We start from the raw sequence: 20,197 nt of genomic DNA, 5'->3' as shown, positions 1-20,197 counted from the left end.
CACGGAGGCAGCACACATGGCTCGAGCAGTCGGTATCGACCTCGGTACCACCAACTCGGTGGTCGCCGTCCTGGAGGGCGGCGAGCCCACCGTCATCGCGAATGCGGAGGGCTCGCGCACCACGCCCTCCGTCGTCGCCTTCTCCAAGACGGGCGAGGTGCTCGTCGGTGAGGTGGCCAAGCGCCAGGCCGTCACGAACGTCGACCGCACCATCAGCTCGGTCAAGCGCCACATGGGCACCGACTGGTCGCAGCAGATCGACGACAAGGACTACAGCGCGCAGGAGATCAGCGCCCGCATCCTGGGCAAGCTGAAGCGTGACGCCGAGGAGTACCTCGGCGAGCCCGTCACCGATGCGGTCATCACCGTCCCGGCGTACTTCAACGACGCCGAGCGCCAGGCCACGAAGGACGCCGGCCAGATCGCCGGCCTCAACGTGAGCCGCATCGTCAACGAGCCCACCGCGGCCGCCCTCGCCTACGGGCTGGAGAAGGGCAAGGAGGACGAGCTGATCCTCGTCTTCGACCTCGGCGGCGGTACGTTCGACGTCTCCCTGCTCGAGGTGGGCAAGGACGAGGACGACTTCTCGACCATCCAGGTCCGCGCGACGTCCGGCGACAACCGCCTCGGCGGCGACGACTGGGACAACCGCATCGTCGAGCACCTCATCAAGCAGGTGAAGAACAACGAGGGCGTCGACCTGTCCAAGGACAAGATCGCCCTGCAGCGCCTGCGCGAGGCGGCCGAGCAGGCCAAGAAGGAGCTCTCGTCCGCGACGAGCACCAACATCTCGATGCAGTACCTGTCGATGAGCGAGAACGGTCCGATCCACCTGGACGAGAAGCTCACGCGGGCGCAGTTCCAGCAGATGACGCAGGACCTCATCGACCGCACCAAGGAGCCGTTCCACGCCGTCATCCGTGACGCGGGCATCTCGGTGTCGGACATCGACCACGTCATCCTCGTCGGCGGCTCCACCCGCATGCCCGCCGTGTCCGAGGTCGTCAAGGAGCTCACCGGCGGCAAGGACGCGAACAAGGGCGTCAACCCGGACGAGGTCGTCGCCGTCGGCGCGGCCCTGCAGGCCGGCGTCATCGGCGGCGAGCGCAAGGACGTGCTGCTCATCGACGTCACCCCGCTCTCCCTCGGCATCGAGACCAAGGGTGGCGTGATGACCAAGCTCATCGAGCGCAACACCGCCATCCCGACCAAGCGCAGCGAGATCTTCTCCACGGCGGAGGACAACCAGCCGTCCGTGGCGATCCAGGTCTTCCAGGGCGAGCGCGAGTTCACCCGCGACAACAAGCCGCTGGGCACCTTCGAGCTCACCGGCATCGCCCCGGCCCCCCGCGGCATGCCGCAGATCGAGGTCACCTTCGACATCGACGCGAACGGCATCGTGCACGTGTCCGCCAAGGACCGCGGCACGGGCAAGGAGCAGTCGATGAAGATCACCGGCGGCTCGGCCCTCCCCAAGGAGGACATCGACCGCATGGTCAAGGAGGCCGAGGAGCACGCGGAGGAGGACAAGAAGCGCCGCGAGGAGGCCGAGACCCGCAACCAGGCGGAGGCCTTCGCCTACTCCATGGAGAAGCAGATCGCGGACAACCGCGACAAGCTCCCCGCCGACGTCGTGTCCGAGGTCGAGGCGGACGTCGCCGCGGTGAAGACCGCGCTCGAGGGTGACGACACCGACGCCGTGAAGAGCGCGTACGAGAAGCTCGGCGCCTCCTCGCAGAAGATCGGCCAGGCGCTGTACGCCTCCGAGCAGGCGGCCGGCGAGGCCGGCGAGGCCCCGGCGGGCGACGCGCCCGGTGCGGGCTCGGCCGACGCGAAGGCCGACGAGGACGTCGTGGACGCCGAGATCGTGGACGACGAGGACGACAAGAAGTGACGGACTCTCCGCAGCAGGGGACCCCCGAGCCCGAGGAGGGCTCGGGGGACGCCCCGTTCCAGTTCACGGACAAGCGCAAGGTCGACCCGGCCACGGGCGAGGCCCGTCCGGCCGAGGACGCCGCCGGCGAGCAGCCCGAGGGCGACCCGCTGGAGGCCCTCGACTTCGAGCCGACCGGTGAGGCCGCCGAGAGCGCCGACGTGCTCCAGGCGAAGGCCGAGGCCGCCGAGCACCTGGACGCGCTGCAGCGTGAGCGTGCGGCGTTCACGAACTACCGCAACCGCTCGCTGCGCGACCAGGAGGCCGCCCGCACGCAGGGCACCCAGGACGTGCTGGTCGCGCTGCTGCCCGTGCTCGACGACATCGAGCGGGCCAAGCAGCACGGCGAGCTCGCCGGCCCGATGGCGGCCATCGCGGAGAAGGTCGACGCGACCCTCGCGAAGTTCGGCATCGAGCGGTTCGGCGCCGTCGGCGAGGAGTTCGACCCCACCGTGCACGAGGCGCTCATGCACAACGCCGACGCCGAGGCCAGCACCACCACGGTGAACCTCGTCGTCGAGCCGGGGTACCGCATCGGCGAGAAGGTCGTGCGGGCGGCGCGCGTCGGCGTGGTCGGTCCGGAATGACGGTGGTGGGGCCGGGGTGCGTGCGCTCGAATGATTCGCTCGTTCCCCGCTCGGCTCTCGCGCACGCACCCCGGCCCCACCACCGAGCGTCCTCGCCCGTCGCCGTCGCGCGGCGCACAGAGGGCAAGATGGCAGAAGGAAGGGAGGCGTCGTGACCGGTCAGGACTGGATCGAGAAGGACTTCTACGCCGCGCTCGGCGTTTCCAAGGACGCCGACGACGCGACCATCAAGAAGGCGTACCGCAAGCTCGCGCGCCAGTACCACCCGGACCAGAACCCGGGTGACGCGGCCGCGGAGGCCAAGTTCAAGGAGATCGGCGAGGCCTACGCCGTGCTCTCCGACACGGAGCAGCGCCAGCAGTACGACGCGGTCCGCACGATGGCGGGCGGCGGCGCCCGGTTCTCGGCCGGTCCCGGCGGCCCGGGGGCGAACGGCTTCGACGACGTGTTCGGCGGCATGTTCGGCGGCGGTGGCGGCCCGAACGTCCGCTACGGCCAGCAGGGCTACGGCTCCGCGGGCTTCGAGGACATCCTCAGCCAGATGTTCGGGGCCCAGGGCGGCGCCGGCCGCCGGCCCGCGGGCTTCGGCACGCCGCCCGCGAGCAAGGGGCAGGACGTCGCGGCGAGCGCGTCCCTGCCGTTCCGCGCCGCGGTCGAGGGCTCCACGGTCGAGCTCACGGTCGACAAGCGGAAGCTCACCGTCCGGATCCCGGCGGGCGTGCACGACGGCCAGAAGATCCGGATCCGCGGGCGCGGGTACCCGGGCAGCGGCGGCGCCCCGGCGGGCGACCTCGTCGTCACCGTCCGCGTGGAGCCGCACCCCGTGTACGCGATGGACGGCTCCGACCTGCGCATGACCGTCCCGGTGACGTTCAGCGAGGCCGCCCTGGGCACCACGCTGGAGGTGCCGACCCTCGACGGGGGGACCGTCCGGGTCAAGGTCCCGGCGGGGACCCCGTCGGGCCGTGTGCTGCGCGTGCGCGGCCGCGGCGTGGCGGCCAAGAAGGGGACCGGGGACCTGCTCGTGACCATCCAGGTCGTGGTGCCGCAGAAGCTGAGCAAGAAGGCGAAGGAGGCGCTCGAGGCGTTCGCCGCCGAGGGCGACCACGAGGACGTGCGCGCGGACCTGTCCCGGCGCGCGGCGCAGTGACCGGACACTGACGGACACTGACCGGCCCGTCGGGCACACTGGCCGCACGAGCCGCCCGGGCGAGAGGAGGAAGCGTGACCACCGACGACGCACCGGTGCTGACGGTCTCCCAGGCCGCCCAGCTCGCCGGCATGCACCCGCAGACTCTGCGGCAGTACGACCGTCTCGGCCTGGTCACGCCGCGCCGGACGGTCGGCCGCGGCCGCCGGTACTCCCGGCGGGACGTCGCGCGGCTCCTGGAGGTCCAGCGCCTCGCACAGGGCGAGGGCATCAACCTGGCCGGGATCAAGCGGATCATGGACCTGGAGCAGCACGTCACGGTGCTGGAGCACCGCCTCGCCGAGCTGCTGACGATCCTCACCGAGCGGGAGCAGGCGGACGAGCGCGTGTTCGCCGCGGCGACCACCGGTGACGTCGTGGCGGTCCCGCGCGGCCGCCGCGTGCGCCGTTCCGAGCTGCGGGTCGAGGTCGACCAGCACCACCCAGCGCCGGGCGCCCTGGTGCTGTGGCGGCCGTCGCCGCGCCGCGACCGATGAATTTCAGGAACGCTATTCTTTCCTATTTCGGGAATGGCTTCGGTAAGGCTTTCCTTGCGGCATGGAATTCCCCTTCCCCTTTCTTCTTCGTGCGGTGAGGAATACGCTCGGAGAAGGCGGCCGGCGTCCGCCGGCCGGACGAGGGGAGTAGGCATGAGCACCCTGATGGAGCTGCCCGAGGTCGCCGAGTGCTCGGTCGACGGCTGCGGCTACAACCACGACCACGGCTGCCACGCGGGCGCCGTCACCATCGCCGGCCACTCCGGCGACGCCGCCTGCGCCACCTTCATCCCGCTCAGCGCCAAGGGCGGCCTGGAGAAGGTCGTGGCCCACGTGGGCGCGTGCCAGCGCGGCGAGTGCGTCCACAACCACGACCTGGAGTGCGGGGCGGCGGCGATCCGCGTCGGCGCCGGCCCGGACGACGAAGCGCACGCCGACTGCCTGACGTTCGCCCCGCGCTGACCTCTCGTGCCCCCGGCCGGTGACGCGGAGGTCAGCGGCCCAGGGTGCGCAGCAGCTCGACCGCGGCGGCGTGCGACGCGGGAAGGCGCTCGACCCACACCCGGGTCGGGCGCCGCAGCGTGTCGGCGAGCCCCAGGATGTCGCCCTGGCGCTCCACGATCCTGCGGGTCGCCCGCGTGATCTCGGGCGTCACCGTGCGACGTTCGCACAGCACCACGTACACCCCGGCGGACAGCGCCGCCGCGGGGTGCCCCTCGCCGAACGTGTGCTCGAGCGCCTGCCCGACCGCCGCCGCGCGGGCCGTGCGCTCCCACAGGCCCAGCCCGTCCACGCCGACGTCGATCACCACCAGGCAGTACGCCTCCGCGATCCCCGCACCGTACGTCTCCCGGAGCCGCTCCCCGACGTAGTCGGCGGTCGGCAGGCCCGTGGTCGCGTCCCGCACGGCGTCGCGCACCCCGGAGACGGCGCCGCCGGCCTCCTGACCCTTCGCCCAGCCGACGGCCGCGGCGCGGACGGCCTCGGGCGAGAGCTCCACCGCCGCGGCACGGAAGCCGCAGGCCACGTCGTCGAGGGTCTCCTCGAGCCCCACGCCCGCCTGGCCGCGCGCGAAACCGAGCCGCCCGATCGCCACCTCGCTGGGGCGGCCCTCCACGACGGCCTCCACGACGGCGTCGACGGCGGCGTGGTCCCAGTCCCCGGGGCGGAGCCACACCTCGGCCATCGTCGTGGCACGCCAGGCGGCGCGCACGTCGGCGGCCTCGTCGGGGACCTGCGTCGTGACCGGGCTCATTCTGGGCTCACCCCCATGACCGTCCATCATGACGCATGACGGCCGGACGTCCCGGGTGATCTCGGACCGTGGCACGGCCGGACGGCGGTGCGAGCGCGCCGCTCCGGCGTGATTCCGGCCGTCTCGCGCACAGGAATTCACCCATGACGGTCCTCGGCCCGCGGCGTACAGTAGCGGGGGTCTGCGCAGACGACGGCGCAGCGGGACGAGCGGGGTCGGTGGCCGTGACGGAGATCTTCGCGAGGCCGGAGGACTCGGCCCGGAGCGACGCGGAGCTGATCCTCGATGTGCGCGACGGGGACTCCGACGCCTACGGAGCGCTCTACGCCCGGCACGCCGCGGCGGCGCGGTCCGTGGCTCGCAGCTACGTCCGGTCGTCCGCCGACGTCGACGACGTCGTCGCCGAGGCGTTCCAGCGGGTGCTCCAGGTGCTGCAGCACGGCGGGGGCCCGGACACGACCTTCCGCGCCTACCTGTTCACCGTGGTGCGCCGCCTCGCCGTCGACGTCGTGCAGGGCCGGCGCCGCACCCGCCCGACGGACGACGAGTCCACCCTGGACGCGGGCCTCGGTGCCGCGCTGGCCAGCGAGCGGGCGGCGATGGCCGGTTTCGAGCGCTCGGTGGTGCGCCAGGCGTACGAGGCCCTGCCGGAGCGGTGGCAGGCCGTGCTCTGGTACACGGAGGTCGAGGGCTGCACCCCCGCGCAGATCGCCCCCGTGCTCGGCCTGACCCCCAACGGCGTCGCGGCGCTCGCCTACCGCGCCCGCGAGGGGCTGCGCGTCGGCTACCTGCAGGAGCACCTGCAGGCCGAGCCGTCACAGGGCTGCCGTGCGGTGAACCCCCTGCTCGGGTCGTACGTGCGCGGCGGTCTCTCGCGTCGGGAGACGGCCAAGGTCGACGCGCACCTGGAGACCTGCGGCGGCTGCCGCGAGATCGTCCTCGAGCTCGGCGACGTCGCCCGCGGCATGCGGGCGGTCATCGCGCCCCTGGTGCTCGGCACGGTCGGGATGACGGCGCTCGGCGCGCTGCCCCTGGGCGGCGTCCTCGCGGGCGGTCTCGTCGGAGCGGGCGGCGCGGCCGCGGGAGGCGCCGGGGTGACCGCCGGCGTCGGCTCGGCGGCGGGCGCCGTGAGCGCGGGGGCGGGCGCCACCGGCGCGGGTGCCGCCGGCTCGGCCGCCGCGGTCGGCACCTCCGCGGGCGCGTCGGCGGGAGCAGGCGCCGCGACCGTCGCCGCGGGCTCGGCGGCGGGCTCGGCGGCGGGGACGACGGCGGGCACGGCCGTCGCGGTGGCGACCGGCACCGCGGCGGTCACCGGCACGAGCGTGGCGGCCACGGCGGGCGCCGTCATGGTCGCGACCGCCGGGGTCATGACCGCGCTCACCGCCCTGGACGACCCGCCGCCCGAGCCGCCCGTCCAGCCCGCCGCCGTCAGCGTGCCCGGCGCGCCGTGGGAGGAGCCGTTGACCGGCACGGGCATCTCGGCCGCCCCGGAGGACGAGCCCCCGCCTGCCGACGGGCCGGCCGACAAGCCGGACGGCGCGGAGCCGGACGGCGTCGAGGCGGACCCGTTCGCCCCGACCAACCTGCTCGGCGGCGTGCCCCCGGTGGACCTGGTCCCGTCGGCGACGCTCGAGGCCGCGGTCGCGCCGGCCCCGCTCGAGCCCCGCGTCACCCAGGACGTGGCGGTGACCGTGACCAACACGGGCGAGGCACGAGCCGAGGACGCCATGCTCGAGGTGGCGCTTCCCGAAGGCATGGAGCTCGTGCCCGCCCCGCCGTCGGGCGGGGACGGCGGCACGCTCGCGCTCGCCCCGGCGGACGCCGGGGCCGCCACCTGCGTCCCCGCCACCGAGGAGGAGCGCCGCGTCCGCTGCCGCGTCGGCGACCTCGAGCCGGGCGAGACCCGCACCCGGTACGTCGCCGTGACGGCCCGCGACGGCGGGAGCTACGCCCTCGGCGCCGAGCTCTGGGCCTCGGGGGTCGCCCGCCGCGCCGTGGACCTGGCGCCCACCACCGTGCGCCACTACGGCGCCGAGCTCACCGTCGGCGGCGCCGGGACGTCGGGCGCGCCCGTGGCGCTCACCAACCCTGGCGACGCCTGGGTCCCGGTCGCCGTGCGCAACACCGGCGACCTGACGGCGTCCGCACCGTGGTCGGTCCGGGTGGAGGTGCCGGCGGGGCTCCGCGCCGTCGACGCCCAGGGGGACCTCACCTGCACCGGCGTCGAGGGCGGGACGGCGGGCGGCGGGCCGGGCTCCGTGTGGCGCTGCGCGCCCGTGGAGGGCGCGCCGGCGCTCGCCCCCGGCGAGACCCGCACCGCGCAGGTGCGTGTCGTCGCCGACGGGACGTCCGAGAGCGGGGTCTACCCCCTCGCCGTGAGCCCCGAGTCGTCCGCGACGTCGCACACGGTCGGTGGCGCCGTCCCGGTCGACGTCGCCGAGGCGTGGGCGGTCGCCGCGGCCGGGGCCGGGTCGCTGTCCGCCGTGTGCACCGAGCGTGGCGGTGTCGGCGTCGCGCGGGCCGCCGTCGTCGGCTCCTATCTCAACACCTCCACCCGCCCGGTCACGGTGCGGCTCGACGCGGCGGGCGCGAGCGGGACGGCCGAGCGGACCGTGTCGCCCGGCGGGTCCGTCGTCGTCGAGGTCCCCGACGGCCTGCGCGTGCCCGCCGGCAGCGCGACCTGGACCGTCAGCACGACCGTGGCCGGTGCTACGTACCGCACCACGGTGCCCGCCGGCTCGCACGGTTCCGCGGACTGCTACGCGCCGGCCTGGGACGTCTCGGCGTCGGCCGACGTCGTGAACGTCGACGGCCGGCTGCAGGTGCGCGCCACGGTCACCAACGACACCGGCGAGGCGATGCAGGTCGGGCTGTCGGCCGCCGGCGCGGACGTCGCCCCCGTCCGTGTCGGGGCGGGGCAGACGGTCACGCTCACCGCCGCGACGGGGGAGCGGAGCCTCCCGGCCGGTGACGCGGTGCTGGCACTCTCCCGGTGGGTCGTCGACGCCGACGGCGACGCCCCGGCGTCGGCGTCGACGCCCGCTGTGGCGCCCCGCGTCGGGTATGCCGCGACGACGCTCGCGCCCGCCCTGGCCGGCGACGCCCGCCCCGCGGGCGAGTGCCGCTTCGACGACGCCGCGGAGGTGTCGTCGCGCGCCATGAGCATCCCGGTGGACAACACGGCGTCGGACCTGCCCGTGCGGTTCGCGGTGGACGACGAGGGCGTGCGCGGCGACGTGCTCGTGCCGGCCGGCGAGACCGGCGCGCTCGAGGTTCGCGTCCCCTGGGGGACGACGGGCGTGGACGTGACGGCCGACGGGCGTCCGCTCGGGACGGTGACGGTGCCGTCGTTCGACAGCTGCGCGACGGTGTCCTGGCCGGAGGGGTCCGTGCACGTCCAGGCCGCTGCCGTGTGCTCCGGCACCGACGCGCTCACGAGCGTGACGGTCCGCAACGACGGCGACGTCAGGTGGACGGCCGCGATCCGTCGCGGGGCCGAGGAGGTGCCGTCGGCCCGCACCCGGGCCCGCGTCGCGCCGGGCGAGTCGGCCGAGCTACGGCGGGCGAAGAACGGCGCGCCCACCGACGGCGGCGCCGTGCTGCTGTGGCTCGGCCGCACCCTCGAAGGGGAGCGGTTCGTCGTCGTCCGCGCGTTCACCTACGACGGGGTCTCCTGCGTCGAGGAGCAGCAGGACGCCGTCGACGAGCAGCAGGACGCCGGCGGCGAGGCGGCGGGAGGCGCCGGCGACGACGGGCCGTCGCGCCAGAAGCCCGACGACGACGTCTCGCAGGGCGGCGAGGGGCAGAAGGACCAGAAGGAGCCGCCGACGCCGGGTCGTGGCGAGCCGTCGGCCCCGGCCGGTGACGGCGCGGCCGGCGAGCGTGACGCCCACGAGCAGGGCGAGGCCGCCTCGCGGTCCACCGGTCGGCAGGACGCCGACGCGAAGCACGCCGAGCGCGGCGTCGGCGGGCTGGTACGGACCGTGTGGGAGGCGATCGGCGGCCGACGATGAGCGGCCCGCCGCCGGGGCCGGGAGCCGGTCGTGCCCGTTCCCGGGCGGGCCTCTCAGACCACGCCGTACAGCCGGTCGCCGGCGTCGCCGAGCCCCGGGACGATGTACTTGTTCTCGTCCAGCCGCTCGTCCACCGAGGCCACCACGACCTGCACGTCGACCCGGTCGCCGACGGCCTCCTCGACCACCTTCAGGCCCTCCGGCGCGGCGAGCACGCAGACGGCGGTCACGTCCCGCGCGCCCCGCTCCAGCACGTAGTCGATCGCGGCGACGAGCGTGCCGCCCGTCGCCAGCATCGGGTCCAGCAGGAAGACCTGCCGACCGGTGAGGTCGTCGGGCAGCCGGTTGGCGTACGTCACGGCCTCGAACGTGGTCTCGTCGCGCTGCAGGCCCAGGAACCCGACCTCCGCCGTCGGCAGCAGCCGCGTCATGCCGTCGAGCATGCCGAGGCCGGCACGCAGGATCGGGATGACGATGGGGCTCGGGTCGGCCAGGTGCGCGCCGGTCGTCGTGGTGACGGGGGTGCGGATCTGCTTCGGCTCGGTGCGCACGTGCCGGGTGGCCTCGTACGCGAGCAGGGTGACGAGCTCGTCGACCAGGAGGCGGAACGTCGCCGACGGGGTGGTCTCGTCTCGCAGGACGGTGAGCTTGTGGGCCACCAGCGGGTGGTCGGCGACGTGCAGGTGCATGGCCCCACGGTACCGTCCGCGACCTGTCAGGCCGCGCGCGTCGTATCACCCGCGCACGGTCTGACAACTCTCGCCCGCCCGTGACTTGTCAGGCTCAGCGCGGGGCATATACCGCCCAAGGTCTGACAACTCTGAGATGGTGGGGGAATGGTGGACGACGCGCGCGGGCTCGCGCTCCCGTGGGCCGGCGGCGCGTTCCCGCCTGGCACGATCAGCGGCAGGCGCGCCGTCTGGGACGCGCTCATGGGCCTGGCGCTGCACGAGGCGACGCACGCCCTGGCCAGCGACGACGTCCCCGTCGGCGCGCTGGTCGTCGACGAGGACGGGCGGCTCCTCGGGCTCGGCCGCAACCGGCGCGAGGAGACGGGCGACCCGACGGCGCACGCGGAGATCCTCGCGCTGCGCCAGGCCGCGGCGACGCGGGGCGAGTGGCGCCTCGAGGGCTGCACCCTCGTCGTCACCCTGGAGCCGTGCGTGATGTGCGCGGGTGCCCTCGTGGCCGCGCGGGTGCGCCGCCTCGTCCTCGGCGCCTGGGACCCCAAGGCCGGGGCCACGGGGTCGGTGTGGGACATGGTGCGCGACCAGCGGGCGATCCACGCCGTCGAGGTCGTCGGCGGCGTCCGTGAGGACGAGTGCGGCACCGTGCTGCGCGAGTTCTTCGCCACGCACCGCACCGGCTGAGCGCGGACCCCCGCCCGGGAGGGTAGGGGAAACCCGACCATCCGCCGTGGGAGGACCTCCTGCCGCCCGCCGGGTGCCGCGCCTAGGGTCGGGGGCGTGACGACGACCGCCGCCCCGACGGAGGCGCCCGTGGCCCCGGCGCTCACGGGCTCAATGGGCTTCCTGCGTGCCCCCGTGGACGGCGCGACCTGGCGCGGCGTCGCGCAGCTCGCCGTCGGTGCGGTGTGGCTGCTGACGTTCGGGCTCGCGGTGTGGGTGTGCGTGGCGGTGTCGCTCGCGCTGGTCCCGGTGCTCGGTGCCGGCCTGCCGCTCCTGGCGCTGAGCCTGCTGCTCGCGCGCGGGTTCGCCGCCACGGAGCGGGCCCGCCTGGCGGTGACGACCGGCGTCGCGGTGCGCGCGCCGCAGCCGCCCGTTGCCGAGCGGCCCGGCTGGTGGCCGGCGATGTGGGCCGTCCTGCGCGACACCCGGGCCTGGGCGGCGACGGCCTACGCGTTCGTCGCGACGGTGCTCGTCTCCCTGGCCTGCTGGACGGTGGTCGTGCTCGCCGGAGTCGCCCTCGCCGCCGCCGGGTTCCCCCTGTACGGGCGGGGCACCGACCTGGCCGCGTCGCTCGGCGCGCCGTGGTCCCTGACCGTCGCCGGCGCCCTGGGTGCCGCGGTCGTCCTCGGGTGGGCCGCTGCCGTGGTCGCGCAGTACGGCTCGTACCTGACGGTCCGGCTCGCCGTGTCGCTCCTCGGCCCCTCCGCCGCCGCCGAGGCGGGCGTCCGGGCGAGGGCCGCCGAGCGCGCCGCCCGCGTGGCCGAGGCCACCGCGCACGGCGCCCAGGAGCGCGCCGCCGTGCTCGCCCAGACCCGCGCCGCCGCGCTCGAGGCCGCCGACGCCGAGCGGCGGCGTATCGAGCGCGACCTGCACGACGGCGCCCAGCAGCGCCTCGTCGCGCTCGGCGTCGATCTCGGAGTTGCCCGGCGGGCCGCGGACCGGGACCCGGCCGCGGCCGTCGCGGCGCTCGGGCACGCCCACGACGAGGTCAAGGCGACGCTGGCGGAGCTGCGTGACCTCGTGCGGGGCATCCACCCGGCCGTGCTCACGGACCGCGGTCTCGACGCCGCGCTCTCGGCGCTCGCGGCCCGCAGCCCCGTCCCGGTCCGGGTCGACACCGCCGGCGACCTCGCGACCGCGGGCCCGCCCGCGCAGGCCGCCGCCTACTTCGTCGTGGCCGAGGCGCTGACCAACGTCGCGAAGCACGCCGACGCCGCGCGTGTGCACGTCACGGCCGCCGTCGTGCCCGCCGCCGACGGCGCGCCGCCCCGCCTGCGGGTCGTGGTGGCCGACGACGGACGTGGCGGCGCCGCGGCGGCGCCCGGCAGCGGCCTCGCCGGGCTGCGCGGCCGGGTCGGCGCTCTCGACGGCACCTTCGACCTGGACAGCCCGACCGGCGGGGGGACCCGCCTCACCGTGGAGGTGCCGTGCGCATCGTGATCGCGGAGGACTCCGTCCTCCTCCTGGACGGCCTGACCCGGCTGCTCACCGCCGAGGGGCACGTCGTCGAGGGCCACCGGACCGCGGACGCCACGGTGCGCGCGCTGACGGCGCCCGACGCAGCGCTGCCCGACCTGCTGGTCACCGACGTGCGGATGCCGCCGTCGCACACCGACGAGGGGCTGCGGGCCGCCGTGCACCTGCGCAGCCTCCACCCGCGCCTGCCGGTCCTCGTGCTGTCGCAGTACGTGGAGCAGCGCTACGCCTCGGAGCTCTTCGCCGCCGGCGCCCGCGCGCTCGGCTACGTGCTCAAGGACCGGGTGGCCGACGTCGACATGTTCCTCACCGCCGCCGACCGGGTGGCGCGCGGTGGCACCGTGGTCGATCCGGAGGTGGTGACACAGATCATCGCGCGGACCCGCAGCACCGACCTCGACCGCCTGACCCGGCGCGAGCGCGAGGTGCTCGAGCTCATGGCCGAGGGGCGATCCAACTCCGGCATCGCGGAACGTCTCGTCGTCGGGCTGCCCGCCGTCGAGAAGCACGTCACCAGCATCCTGGACAAGCTCGGCCTGCCGCCGGCGCCCGACGACCATCGCCGTGTCCTCGCCGTGCTGCGGTGGATGGAGCAGAACGGAGACCGCTCATGACCGACTGGACGCCCCCGCCGCCCCCGTCTGCCCCGCACCGGTCGGTGACCGGACGCGTCCTGCTGTTCGTCGGTGTCGCCCTCGTGGTGGTGGTCGTGGCTTGGGCCGCGTTCGCGCTGGTGGACCGGGCGCTGGCCACGACCACCACCACGCACGAGACGTATGCGGCGGCGCGTGGTGTCGAGCTGCGCGCCGACTCGGACGTCACGGTGCGCGCCGACCCCGACGCGACGTCCGTGTCGGTGGCCGTCGTGCGGCGGGCCGGGATCACCGGCCCCACGTTCTCGGCCGACGAGTCCGGGGACACGCTCGTGCTGACTCACCGGTGCCCCGGCTGGCTCTGGTTCGACTGGACGTGCCGGGGCGAGCTGCACGCCGTGGTCCCGCCGGGCACGGAGGTCTTCGTCCGGTCCGCGAGCGGCGACGTCGAGGCGACCGGGCCGGCCGCCGACGTCGATGTGCGGTCGGCGAACGGCGACGTCCTGACCGCTCGCACCGACGGCGACGTGCTGGCCGGGTCGAGCAACGGCCGGGTCGAGGTCCGTGACGTCAGCGGCGACGCCGAGCTCACGTCCGCGAACGGTGACGTCGAGGCGGACTCGGTGGGCGGGGACGTGGTCGCCGACTCCAGCAACGGCGACGTGGAGGTGTCCGAGGCGGGGGGCACGGTGTCGGCACGGACCAGCAACGGCGACGTGGAGGTCGTGGACGCCGTCGACGACGTCGAGGCACGCTCCACCAACGGTGACGCGACGGTCATCGGCGACGGTGAGGCCGTGCGTCTGACGATCGAGACCACGAACGGCACCCGGACCGTCGAGGGGGCCACCGACCCGGCGGCGCCCCGCAGCGTCGTGGTCCGCAGCACGAACGGCGACGTGGCGTACCTGGCGCCCTGACGCACGGCCCGGCGTACGTCGGCGCCCCGTGGTGGGATGTTCCCCGGCGTCGCGACCCGGCCCGACGCCGCCCACGGACGACACGGAGATCCCCGATGCCCGACGCCGCCGCACCGACGCTCGACGACTACGCCCGGCAGTCCGTGTACAGCGACCCGGGGGAGCACGCCGGCCTCCTGGCGTCCCTCGACCCGACGCCGGCCGCCCTCGGCGCGACGGTGTGCGCCGCCGTCGTGCACTACCGCGCGGGCAACCCCGTGCTGACGGACGAGCAGCGCGCTGACATCGACCGCCGGTGGGTCGACCGGATCCTCGACGCCGCCGTGGCGCGGCAGCCCGGGCCGCTGCACGCCCCGCGGCCGCGTGAGCGCCAGGTGGCGGGCTGCTGCCGCGACCACACGCTGCTGTCGGTGGCCACGCTGCGCGCCCACGGGTTCCCGGCGCGCTCGCGGGTCGGGTTCGCCGGCTACCTGGAGCCCGGGTTCTTCCACGACCACGTGGTGGTGGAGCACTGGGACGGCGAGCGCTGGGTGCGGTGGGACCCCGAGATGTTGCCGGACGACGACCATGGCTTCGACGTGCACGACATGCCCACCGGTCCGGGCTCGCCCTTCCCGACGGCGGCCGAGGTGTGGCGGGCGATCCGCGCCGGCGACGTGGACCCGGCGTCCTACGGCGCCGACCGGCGGGTGCCGGAGCTGTGCGGCACCCCGTTCGTGCGCGCGTACGTCTTCCTGGAGCTGGCGCACCGGATGCGCGAGGAGGTGCTGCTCTGGGACGTGTGGGGTGCCGCTCCCGACCTTCCGGGTGTCGCGAGGCTGCTGGCGCAGTCGCCGCCGGGCCACATCCCGCTGGTGCGCCTCGACGACGACACCTGGGACTCCCTCACGGACGCGCTCGCGGCGCTGCTCGTCGCCGCGGACGCCGGGGACACGGAGGCCGAGTCGACGCTCGCGGCGCGCTACGCAGGCGGGCTCGGGCCGCGCGGGCGTGTGCTCACCCTCTCGCCGCTGGCCGGGCTCGGCGTCACCGACCTGCGCGCCCGCACGACCCTCTGGGACTGACCGCCCTCCCGAACGAGACCTCAGAGGGAGGCGACGCGGACGCCGAACACCTCGCGCAGGGCGCGGCGGGCGGCGTGCCACCCGCCCATCCCGTGCACGCCCGGCCCGGGCGGGGTGGACGCCGAGCACAGGTACACCCCGCCCGAGCCGACGCGGTACGGGTTCGCCCGCAGGGTGGGGCGGGCGATCATCTGCCACATCGTCGCGGCGCCGGCGGAGATGTCGCCGCCGACGTAGTTCTCGTTGTGCGCCGCCATGCCGGTCGCCGGCGTGCAGCGGACGGCGGCGACCACGTCGCGGAAGCCCGGGGCGAAGCGCTCGATCTGCGCGGTGACCGCCTCCGTGACGTCCACGTCCGAGCCCGCCGGCACGTGCGCGTACGCCCACAGGGGGCGCAGGCCGCCGCGCTCGCGGTCCGGGTCGACGACGGACGGGTCGCTGACCAGGCACATCGGGCGCTCGGCGTGGCGGCCGGTGGCGACGGCGGCCTCCGCGGCGGCCATGTCGGCGCGCGTGCCGCCCACGTGCACGGTGCCCGCACGGCCGACTTCCGGCCCGGCCCACGGCACGGGACCGGACAGCACGAAGTCGACCTTGGCGGCGGCGTTCCCGTGCCGGAACCGTGCCAGCTCGCGACGCAGCGTCGGCGGCACGGTCGCCCCGACGACGTCGAGCAGGGTGGTGGGCGTGGTGTCGAACAGGACGGCGCGCGCGGCGGGCAGGTCGCGGCGGGAGCCGACCCGGTGCCCGGTGACGACGGTGCCGCCGTGGGCCTCCAGGTCGGCGCGCAGGGCCGCGACGATGGCGCCGGAGCCGCCGCGCGGCAGGGGCCAGCCGCCGTCGAAGGCGCGAGGTCGAGGCGAGGGTGCGAGATCGAGGTCCGGGACTTCGACCTCGGGCTCTCGCCTCGACCTCGCGGGGACCGGGGTCGCGTGCGCGAGGGTGCCGAGCAGCAGCGCGGTGCCCGCGGCGGCGAGCGACGGCATGGGGGTGATGGTGTGTGCGGCGACGCCGGTGAGCAGCGCGGGCGCCTCCTCGCCGGAGAACCGCGCGTTCCACAGGGGCGTGCCCTGCTCCAGGACGGCGGCGCCGAAGCGCGCGGCGGCGGCGGCGCGGGGCAGCGGGTCGGGCCGGTCGAGGATCCCGGGCGGCAGCGACCGCTTGTCGCCCATCCCGACCGCGACGACGGCCTCCCAGCGGTCGGCCGCCGCGCCGAGCAGCGACCGCCAGGCGTCGCCGTCCTGCCCGAGACCGGCGGCGGTGCGCTCCAGGTCGCGGTAGGCGACGGCGGCCCGACCGCCGGGCAACGGCTGGGCGTAGGAGACCTCGGGCGTGCGCAGCTCGACCCCGTGCGCGGGCAGGTCGAACGCCCGGAAGAAGGGCGACGCCCAGGCCATGGGATGGACGGCGGAGCAGACGTCGTGCACGACGCCGTCCCCGAGCCCGAGGTCGAGGGTGCGCGCGCCGCCCCCGACCGTCTCCTGCGCCTCGAGCACCGTCACGCCCAGCCCCGCGCGGGCGAGCGTGACCGCGGCGGCGAGCCCGTTGGGCCCGGACCCGACGACGACCGCGTCCTCCACCGTGCCTCCCCCGTGAGCGCCCCGGCCGTGGTGGCCGGCGTCAGGTCGATCCAACCACGGACCGGGGCGCGTTCACAGCGTCACGGTGGGGGTCGGCGCAGGTCAGCGGTACGTCAGCGAGCCCGACCGGTCAACGGCGCAGCGCGATCGCCCGCCCGACGTGCGGGCCGGGCTCGACCGTCACGGCCGCGACGCGCTCGGCGACGTCGCCCGGGAACGGTGCCGACCGGCCGCCGGCGACGTGCAGCCCGAGGATCTCCTCGGTGGCGCGGAGCCGGCCGCCGGTCCACAGCTCGTGCCACAGGTGCAGCGCCTTGCCGGTGGCGCCCACCACGGACGAGCGGACCTCCAGCTCGGCGCCCGCGGACACCTCGTCGAGGTACCGCACGTGCGCCTCCACCGTGTACAGCGACGCGTCGTGGGCGGCGCGGTACTCGGGCCCCAGCCCGACGTGGTCCATGACCGCGTCGGTGGCGTGCCCGAAGACCAGCACGTAGTAGGCCTCGCTGAGGTGGCCGTTGTAGTCGATCCACTCGTCGCGGACCGGCTCGCGCCAGGGCGGGAGCGCGGCCTGCCCGCCGTCGGCGGTCACGGCCGCCCCTTGGCGCGCAGCAGCTCGACGACGCGGCGGTCGCGCTCGGCGACCAGGTCGTCCACCGACCGCTCGCCGGCCTCGTCGTCGGTACCGGCGACGACGGCGTCCCGCAGCTCCGGGGTGAGCTCCGGCGCCTCGAGCCGCGTCCACGGCGACAGCAGCGACGGACCGAAGTGGTCGAGCATGTGCGCCATCCCGCCCTGGCCGCCGGCCAGGTGGAAGGTGAGCATCGGCCCCTGGAACGGCCAGCGCAGCCCGGGCCCGTCGGTGATGGACAGGTCGATCTGCTCGACGGTGGCCTCGCCTGCCTCGACCATGTGCAGCGCCTCGCGCCACAGGGCCTCCTGCAGCCGGTTGGCGATGAAGCCCGGCACCTCCCGCTCCATGTGGATGACGGACTTGCCGGCGGCCCGGAAGAAGTCCGCCGTCCACTGCACGACCTCCGGGTCGGTCAGCTCGCCGCCGACCACCTCGACCAGCGGGATCAGGTAGGGCGGGTTGAACGGGTGCCCGACGACGAGCCGGACGGGGGTCGCGGACGCCGTGGCCATGTCCGTCATCGGGTATCCGGACGTGGACGACGAGATCACGACGTGGTCGGCGGCCGCGGCGTCGATGTCGGCGAGGAGCTTGCGCTTGAGCGCGAGGTCCTCCGGGGCGCTCTCCTGCACGAAGTCGGTGCCGTCGACGGCCTCGGCGAGCGTCGCGCACACGGTGAGGTTCTCCCGCGACGCGCCGTCGGCCAGGCCGAGCTCGGTCAGCGCGGGCCACGCGGCGTCGATCAGGTGGCGCAGCTTGGCCTCGGCGTCGGGCGCCGGGTCCCAGGCACGCACCCGGTACCCCTGGGCGAGGAAGTACGCGGCCCAGCCGCCGCCGATGACGCCGGCGCCGACGCAGGTGACGGTGCAGACCTGGTCCGGGGCGACGCGGGCGCTCACTTGCGGCCTCCCAGGGCGAGGATCTCGCGGGCGTCGTCGGGCGTGGCCACCTGCGACCCCATCGCCTCGATGATGGTGCGCGCCTGCGTGACGAGCTGCGCGTTGGTGGCCTTCACGCCCTTGCGCAGGTACAGGTTGTCCTCCAGGCCGACGCGCACGTGCCCGCCCAGGAGCACGGCCTGCGCCACCCAGGGCAGCTGCATGCGGCCGAGCGCGAACGACGACCAGACGGCGCCCTCGGGCAGCTGGTCGACCATCGTGGCCAGCAGCCGCGGGTCGGCGGGCATGCCGTAGGGGACGTCCATGCACAGCTGGAACATGGCGGGGGCGTCGATCAGCCCCTCGGCGACGAGCTTCTTGGCGAAGACGAGCTGGCCGGTGTCGAAGATCTCCATCTCGACGCGGGTGCCGAGCTCCTGGATGCGCCTCGCGCCGTCGCGCAGGATGTCGGGGGTGCTGACGTAGACCAGGCTGCCCTCGCCGAAGTTCAGGCTGCCGCAGTCGAGCGTGCAGATGTCCGGGTCGACCACGCCGACGTGCTTGAGCCGCTCCACGCCGTTCACGAGGTCGGTCTCCGGCAGGATCGTCGTCGGCTCCTTCGGGTCGAGGTAGAGGTCGCCGCCCATGCCGGCCGTCGTGTTGATGACGACGTCGACGTCGCTGGCGCGGATCAGCTCCACGGCCTCGCGGTACAGCTCGGTCTCGCGCGACGGGGCGCCGGTCCGCGGGTCGCGCACGTGGATGTGCACGATGGCGGCCCCGGCGCGCGCGGCGTCGATGCCTGCCTGGGCGATCTGCTCGGGAGTGACGGGCACGTGCTCGGAGCGGCCGACGGTGTCGCCGGCGCCGGTGAGCGCGCACGTGATGATGGTGTTGCGGTTCACGGAGGTTCCTCTCGGAAGTCTTCGGGGGGTGCAGTCGGCGCTGCAGTCGACACTGCTGTCGGACTGGCCGGGCCGGTCCGCCTCACGGGCGGGTGGCGGCGACCGCGTCGGCGATCGCCTGCAGCCCCAGGTAGCTGAGGTCGCGGTAGTGCCGGTCGGACCAGGCGTCGGCGTACGGCCACAGCGACGTCTTGACCACGACGACGTCGCGGTCGCGGTCGACCAGGGTGAACTGGCCGTGGCTGCCGTCGGCGACGAGGAGCCGGCCGGCGGTGTCCAGCGGCCACCAGTGCCAGGCGTACCCGGCGTGGGTGGTGTAGGCGCTGGGCAGCCGCCCGGGGGCGAGGAACGGGTACGGGGGCACGCCCGCGCCGTCGACCCACGCGGGCGACAGCAGGCGGGCGCCGTCGGGCGTGGCGCCCACGCGCCCGTCGAGTGCGAGCAGGCCCACGCGGGCCCAGTCGCGCGTGGTGGCGGCGACGCCGCCACCGGCCATCGGCACGCCGTCGCCGTCTATGCCGACGACGGCGTCCGTGGCGCAGCCGAGGTCCGCCCACAGGCGGGCCAGGGCGTCGGTGAAACCGGCCCCGGTGGCACGCTCGCGGACCCAGTCGAGCACCTGGGAGTCGGCGGTGCAGTACTCCCACTGGGTACCCGGACGGTGCTTGGCCCGGGTCTCGGCGAGCTGGGTGCGGGTGCTGCCGCCGGTGCGGAAGGCGCGCACCAAGCGGCTGGCGGCGCCGTCGGGGTCGCGGTGGTCCTCGACCCAGTCCAGCCCCGTCGTCATCGTGATGACGTCCGTGACCGTGCACGCGTCGTAGCCGGAGCCGGCGAGCTCGGGCACGTGGTCGGTCACCCGGTCGGTCAGGCGCAGGTCGCCGTCCGTGACGGCGATCCCCGTCAGGGTGGCCAGGAGCGACTTGGTCATCGACGCGCCCAGGAACCGGGTGTCCGGGCCGAGGCCGTCGGCGTACCACTCGTGCACGACCTCGCCGCGGTCGAGCACCAGCAGGCTGGTGGCGTAGGTCTCGGCGCGCCAGCGGTCGAGGTCGGCCAGGTGCCCGGCACCGGCCACCTCCACCGGCAGGTCCCGGGGCGCCGCGGGCAGGTCGCCCGGGCGCGTGGCGGGGACGCGCACGTGCGGCATCGCGGGGGCGCCGTCGTGCGGGACGTCCGGGTCGATGAACCGCATCGCGTCGACGGTCGTCGTGTCGACGGCGGGCCGCTGGTCCGTGAGTTCCGGCATGGGTACCTCTCGATCGGT

The 20,197-nt window shown here is 75.3% G+C and carries 18 protein-coding genes; 11 read left to right on the top strand and 7 right to left on the bottom strand.

Annotated elements, in window-relative coordinates; genetic code table 11:
• The first annotated feature begins 16 nt into the window (after positions 1 to 16).
• From dnaK to EYB28_RS18905, 5 genes are all read left to right on the top strand, one after another.
• A complete protein-coding gene (gene dnaK, locus EYB28_RS18925; RefSeq protein WP_166851176.1) occupies positions 17 to 1,894 on the top strand; it encodes a molecular chaperone DnaK in 1,878 nt (625 codons plus the stop codon).
• The gene (grpE, locus tag EYB28_RS18920; protein ID WP_166851175.1) at positions 1,891 to 2,520 is read left to right on the top strand and encodes a nucleotide exchange factor GrpE; all 630 of its coding nucleotides are present in this window, start codon (positions 1,891 to 1,893) and stop codon (positions 2,518 to 2,520) included. Before dnaK ends, grpE begins: the two co-directional genes overlap by 4 nt.
• Before the next feature lie 151 nt (positions 2,521 to 2,671).
• The gene (locus EYB28_RS18915) at positions 2,672 to 3,670 is read left to right on the top strand and encodes a DnaJ C-terminal domain-containing protein (RefSeq protein WP_166851173.1); all 999 of its coding nucleotides are present in this window, start codon (positions 2,672 to 2,674) and stop codon (positions 3,668 to 3,670) included.
• 74 nt (positions 3,671 to 3,744) lie between these two features.
• Positions 3,745 to 4,206, top strand: coding sequence for a heat shock protein transcriptional repressor HspR (locus EYB28_RS18910; RefSeq protein WP_166851171.1), 462 nt, complete (start codon positions 3,745 to 3,747; stop codon positions 4,204 to 4,206).
• 153 nt (positions 4,207 to 4,359) lie between these two features.
• A complete protein-coding gene (locus EYB28_RS18905; protein ID WP_166851169.1) occupies positions 4,360 to 4,668 on the top strand; it encodes a DUF1540 domain-containing protein in 309 nt (102 codons plus the stop codon).
• 31 nt (positions 4,669 to 4,699) lie between these two features.
• Here the strand turns inward: EYB28_RS18905 and EYB28_RS18900 are convergent, their stop codons facing one another.
• Positions 4,700 to 5,461: a hypothetical protein gene (locus tag EYB28_RS18900; RefSeq protein ID WP_166851167.1), complete on the bottom strand. Its 762-nt coding sequence runs from the start codon at positions 5,459 to 5,461 to the stop codon at positions 4,700 to 4,702.
• 224 nt (positions 5,462 to 5,685) lie between these two features.
• Here EYB28_RS18900 and EYB28_RS18895 point away from each other — a divergent pair, with 224 nt between their 5' ends.
• Positions 5,686 to 9,474: a sigma-70 family RNA polymerase sigma factor gene (locus EYB28_RS18895; RefSeq protein ID WP_166851165.1), complete on the top strand. Its 3,789-nt coding sequence runs from the start codon at positions 5,686 to 5,688 to the stop codon at positions 9,472 to 9,474.
• A gap of 53 nt (positions 9,475 to 9,527) precedes the next feature.
• Here EYB28_RS18895 and upp read toward each other — a convergent pair whose 3' ends face one another.
• Complete coding sequence (gene upp / locus EYB28_RS18890) at positions 9,528 to 10,163, bottom strand: uracil phosphoribosyltransferase (protein WP_166851163.1); 636 nt, start codon at positions 10,161 to 10,163, stop codon at positions 9,528 to 9,530.
• Positions 10,164 to 10,406: 243 nt separating this feature from the next.
• On the opposite strand from upp, the gene EYB28_RS18885 reads away from it, so the two are divergent.
• From EYB28_RS18885 to EYB28_RS18865, 5 genes are all read left to right on the top strand, one after another.
• Positions 10,407 to 10,844 carry a nucleoside deaminase gene (locus EYB28_RS18885; protein ID WP_240930770.1) on the top strand — a complete coding sequence of 146 codons (438 nt, stop codon included), beginning with the start codon at positions 10,407 to 10,409 and terminating at the stop codon, positions 10,842 to 10,844.
• 96 nt (positions 10,845 to 10,940) lie between these two features.
• Positions 10,941 to 12,323: a sensor histidine kinase gene (locus tag EYB28_RS18880; RefSeq protein WP_240930657.1), complete on the top strand. Its 1,383-nt coding sequence runs from the start codon at positions 10,941 to 10,943 to the stop codon at positions 12,321 to 12,323.
• Positions 12,311 to 12,973, top strand: a complete 663-nt coding sequence (locus EYB28_RS18875) for a response regulator transcription factor (RefSeq protein WP_166851158.1) — start codon at positions 12,311 to 12,313, stop codon at positions 12,971 to 12,973. Before EYB28_RS18880 ends, EYB28_RS18875 begins: the two co-directional genes overlap by 13 nt.
• Positions 12,970 to 13,872: a DUF4097 family beta strand repeat-containing protein gene (locus EYB28_RS18870; protein WP_166851156.1), complete on the top strand. Its 903-nt coding sequence runs from the start codon at positions 12,970 to 12,972 to the stop codon at positions 13,870 to 13,872. Before EYB28_RS18875 ends, EYB28_RS18870 begins: the two co-directional genes overlap by 4 nt.
• Positions 13,873 to 13,967: 95 nt before the next feature.
• Entirely contained in the window at positions 13,968 to 14,936 is a 969-nt protein-coding gene (locus tag EYB28_RS18865) for a transglutaminase-like domain-containing protein (RefSeq protein ID WP_166851154.1), read from the top strand.
• 20 nt (positions 14,937 to 14,956) lie between these two features.
• Here EYB28_RS18865 and EYB28_RS18860 read toward each other — a convergent pair whose 3' ends face one another.
• From EYB28_RS18860 to EYB28_RS18840, 5 genes are all read right to left on the bottom strand, one after another.
• On the bottom strand, positions 14,957 to 16,516 hold the full coding sequence (locus EYB28_RS18860; protein ID WP_166851151.1) for an NAD(P)/FAD-dependent oxidoreductase: 1,560 nt from the start codon (positions 16,514 to 16,516) through the stop codon (positions 14,957 to 14,959).
• A 130-nt stretch (positions 16,517 to 16,646) separates the two neighbouring features.
• The gene (locus EYB28_RS18855) at positions 16,647 to 17,108 is read right to left on the bottom strand and encodes a thioesterase family protein (protein WP_166851149.1); all 462 of its coding nucleotides are present in this window, start codon (positions 17,106 to 17,108) and stop codon (positions 16,647 to 16,649) included.
• The gene (locus tag EYB28_RS18850) at positions 17,105 to 18,049 is read right to left on the bottom strand and encodes a 3-hydroxyacyl-CoA dehydrogenase NAD-binding domain-containing protein (protein ID WP_166851146.1); all 945 of its coding nucleotides are present in this window, start codon (positions 18,047 to 18,049) and stop codon (positions 17,105 to 17,107) included. The genes EYB28_RS18855 and EYB28_RS18850 overlap by 4 nt, the downstream gene beginning before the upstream one ends.
• Complete coding sequence (locus EYB28_RS18845) at positions 18,046 to 18,933, bottom strand: 3-keto-5-aminohexanoate cleavage protein (protein ID WP_166851144.1); 888 nt, start codon at positions 18,931 to 18,933, stop codon at positions 18,046 to 18,048. The genes EYB28_RS18850 and EYB28_RS18845 overlap by 4 nt, the downstream gene beginning before the upstream one ends.
• 82 nt (positions 18,934 to 19,015) lie before the next feature.
• Entirely contained in the window at positions 19,016 to 20,179 is a 1,164-nt protein-coding gene (locus EYB28_RS18840; protein WP_166851142.1) for a serine hydrolase, read from the bottom strand.
• Positions 20,180 to 20,197 lie beyond the last annotated feature (18 nt).

The organism is Isoptericola sp. BMS4 (assembly GCF_011634835.1).
GTDB lineage: Bacteria > Actinomycetota > Actinomycetes > Actinomycetales > Cellulomonadaceae > Isoptericola.
Note: the sequence above shows the minus strand (reverse complement) of the source record. Positions and strands in the feature narration are given on the sequence as shown.

What these genes read in the sequence shown, in the direction of transcription:
- dnaK (WP_166851176.1), top strand. Translation starts at nt 17, where the DNA reads ATGGCTCGAGCAGTCGGTATCGACCTCGGTACCACCAACTCGGTGGTC.
- EYB28_RS18905 (WP_166851169.1), top strand. Translation starts at nt 4,360, where the DNA reads ATGAGCACCCTGATGGAGCTGCCCGAGGTCGCCGAGTGCTCGGTCGAC.
- EYB28_RS18900 (WP_166851167.1), bottom strand. Translation starts at nt 5,461, where the DNA reads ATGAGCCCGGTCACGACGCAGGTCCCCGACGAGGCCGCCGACGTGCGC.
- upp (WP_166851163.1), bottom strand. Translation starts at nt 10,163, where the DNA reads ATGCACCTGCACGTCGCCGACCACCCGCTGGTGGCCCACAAGCTCACC.
- EYB28_RS18885 (WP_240930770.1), top strand. Translation starts at nt 10,407, where the DNA reads ATGGGCCTGGCGCTGCACGAGGCGACGCACGCCCTGGCCAGCGACGAC.
- EYB28_RS18870 (WP_166851156.1), top strand. Translation starts at nt 12,970, where the DNA reads ATGACCGACTGGACGCCCCCGCCGCCCCCGTCTGCCCCGCACCGGTCG.
- EYB28_RS18865 (WP_166851154.1), top strand. Translation starts at nt 13,968, where the DNA reads ATGCCCGACGCCGCCGCACCGACGCTCGACGACTACGCCCGGCAGTCC.
- EYB28_RS18840 (WP_166851142.1), bottom strand. Translation starts at nt 20,179, where the DNA reads ATGCCGGAACTCACGGACCAGCGGCCCGCCGTCGACACGACGACCGTC.